Annotated in this window: 3 protein-coding genes; all 3 read left to right on the top strand. The window is 63.2% G+C overall.

Annotated elements, in window-relative coordinates; genetic code table 11:
* Positions 1–1,925, top strand: a 1,925-nt coding sequence (locus ACRCSW_RS16780; RefSeq protein WP_438706797.1) for a GcvT family protein, incomplete at its 5' end; no start/stop codon positions are given.
* A 33-nt stretch (positions 1,926–1,958) separates the two neighbouring features.
* Complete coding sequence (locus ACRCSW_RS16775; protein WP_438706796.1) at positions 1,959–2,117, top strand: hypothetical protein; 159 nt, start codon at positions 1,959–1,961, stop codon at positions 2,115–2,117.
* The coding region (locus ACRCSW_RS16770) for a cytosine permease (RefSeq protein WP_438706795.1) at positions 2,114–2,513 on the top strand (400 nt) is incomplete at its 3' end. The genes ACRCSW_RS16775 and ACRCSW_RS16770, both read left to right, overlap by 4 nt.

Here is a 2,513-nt window from a genome sequence, read left to right as displayed (position 1 = left end):
TCACGCGCATTCTGGTCGAGAATGGCAAAGCTGCCGGAGTGATGACGGCCAAAGGCCCGATCCGCGCCAAAACCGTCGTGATCTGCGGCGGCATGTGGTCGCGCGATCTGGCGGCAGAGGTGGGCGTGACGCTGCCCCTCCATGCCGCTGAGCATTTCTATGTGGTCACCGAACCCGTCGCAGGCCTGCCGCGCAATCTGCCCGTGCTGTTTCTTGGGGATGAGTGGACCTACTACAAGGAAGACGCGGGCAAGCTGCTGGTCGGGTTCTTTGAACCGAAAGCCAAGCCGTGGGGGCAGGCGGGCATCCCCGACGACTTCGCCTTCGGAACACTGCCCGAGGATATCGACCACATCGCCCCCCTTTTGGAAGCCGCGACCCGCCGGGTGCCGGTGTTGGAGCGGACCGGGATTCAGCTCTTCTTCAACGGCCCCGAAAGCTTTACCCCCGATGACCGCTATCTTCTGGGAGAGACACCTGAGGTGCAGGGCCTGTTCTGCGCGACCGGCTTCAACTCCATCGGCATCCTGTCCTCGGGCGGGGTGGGCAAGGCGCTAGCGGACTGGATCCGCGACGGCCGCCCGCCGATGGAGCTGATGGATGTCGATGTGCGCCGGATGCAGGCATTTCAGGGCAACCGGAAATACCTTGAGGACCGCACGACCGAAACCCTGGGCCTTCTATTTGACATGCACTGGCCCTACCGCCAATTTGCCACCGTCCGCGACATCCGCCGCAGCCCGTTCCACGACCGGCTAAAGGCGATGGGCGCCTGCATGACCGAAGCCGCCGGATGGGAACGCCCCGGCTATTTCGGCACATCCGGCACGACGCCGACCATCGCCTATTCCTACGGGCGGCAGAACTGGTTCGATGCTTGCGGCGCGGAATGCCGCAACACTGCCGAGAATGTGACGCTGTTCGATCACAGCTGTTTCGTGAAGTACCATGTCGAAGGGCGCGATGCTTGCCGCGTTCTCAACCAGGTCTGCGCCAATAACATCGACGTGCCCGTCGGCCGCGTCGTCTATACCCAATGGTTGAACGACGCAGGCGGGATCGAGGCGGATGTGACCGTCACCCGGCTGTCGGCCGCGGCCTTCCTCCTGGTCTCCATCGCGGTCTCACAGCGACGCGACATGGCCTGGCTGAAGCGGCATATCCCCGAAGACGCGCATGTGCATGTGCAGGATGTTACCTCGGGCCTGCCGATGCTGGCGCTGATGGGGCCGAAGGCGCGGGCACTGCTGGCCACTCTGTCGCCGCTGGATTTCTCGGACGAGAGCTTTCCCTTTGGCACCAGCCGCGAGATCGACCTTGGCTATGCCCGCGTCCGTGCGAGCCGCCTGACCTATGTCGGCGAACAGGGTTATGAGCTGTATATGCCCGCCGAGTTCGCGGGCCATGTCTTCGACCGGATCGTCGCGGCGGGTGCGGCGTTCGGCCTGCGCATGGGCGGCTATTTCGCGATCAACTCCCTGCGCATGGAAAAAGGCTATCGCCACTGGGGCCATGACATCGGCGAGGAAGACACACCGCGTGAGGCCGGTCTGGGCTTTGCGGTGGCGATGGATAAGCCAGGCGGCTTCATCGGGCGCGATGCGCTGCTGGCGCGGGCGACGGGGCCGCTGACCCGACGGCTCGTGCAACTGCGGCTGGTGGACGAGGGACCGCAAGCGCCGTTGGTCTACCACAACGAGCCGATCCTGCGCGACGGTCAGATTGTCGGCGCGATCACGTCGGGCGGCTGGGGCCACCGGATCGGCGCTTCGCTGGGGATGGGCTATGTGAGCTGCTCCGATGACGTGACCGAGGCCTGGCTTTCTAATGGATCATGGGAGGTCGAAGTCGCCTGGAAGCGCCACCCGGCCCGTGTGCAACTTCGCCCCTGGTACGACCCCAAGGGCGAGCGGATCAAAGGCTGACGACAACAAGCAACAACAACGGGAGGAACCAAGATGCCACAACAAGGAATACACCCGGAACTCGAACGCCGATTGGCCGAGTTGGAAAAGCCGGAAATGCAGGGCGCCGGTTTCCGCATGATCGACTGGGTCTGGCTGATCGCGCTTGGCGCTGTTGGTCCGGCGATCCTGCTTTTGTGGGGGTGGTCATGAGCAATCCCGAAACAAGCCAGGAATCCGGCTGGCCGCTGACAAGGTCCGAACGAGACTGGAAACCCTGGCAGCTGTTCATGGTGCTGCTGGTCACCGCCGCAGCAACCTGGTGCTACATCATCGGCGAATATGTCGGCTACTATCTGAACCTCAAGATGGGCATCGCCGCGATGACGGCTGGCAGCATGATCGGCATGCTCTTGGTCACATTGGCCGTGGTCCCGACCGCCACCCGCTATGGCATCGACTCCATCGCAGCCGCCCGCCCGCAATTCGGGGATCGCGGCTGGATCATCACGGTTTTCCTGCAATATGCCTCGATCATCGGCTGGAACTGCCTTCTGATGATCTTTTTCGGCAAATCGGTCGGGCAGTTGTTGCTGGCGCTGAACCTGG

The organism is Tabrizicola sp. (assembly GCF_051645465.1).
In the GTDB taxonomy this organism is placed as follows: Bacteria; Pseudomonadota; Alphaproteobacteria; order Rhodobacterales; family Rhodobacteraceae; genus Tabrizicola.
This window is presented reverse-complemented; position numbering and strand designations above follow the sequence as displayed.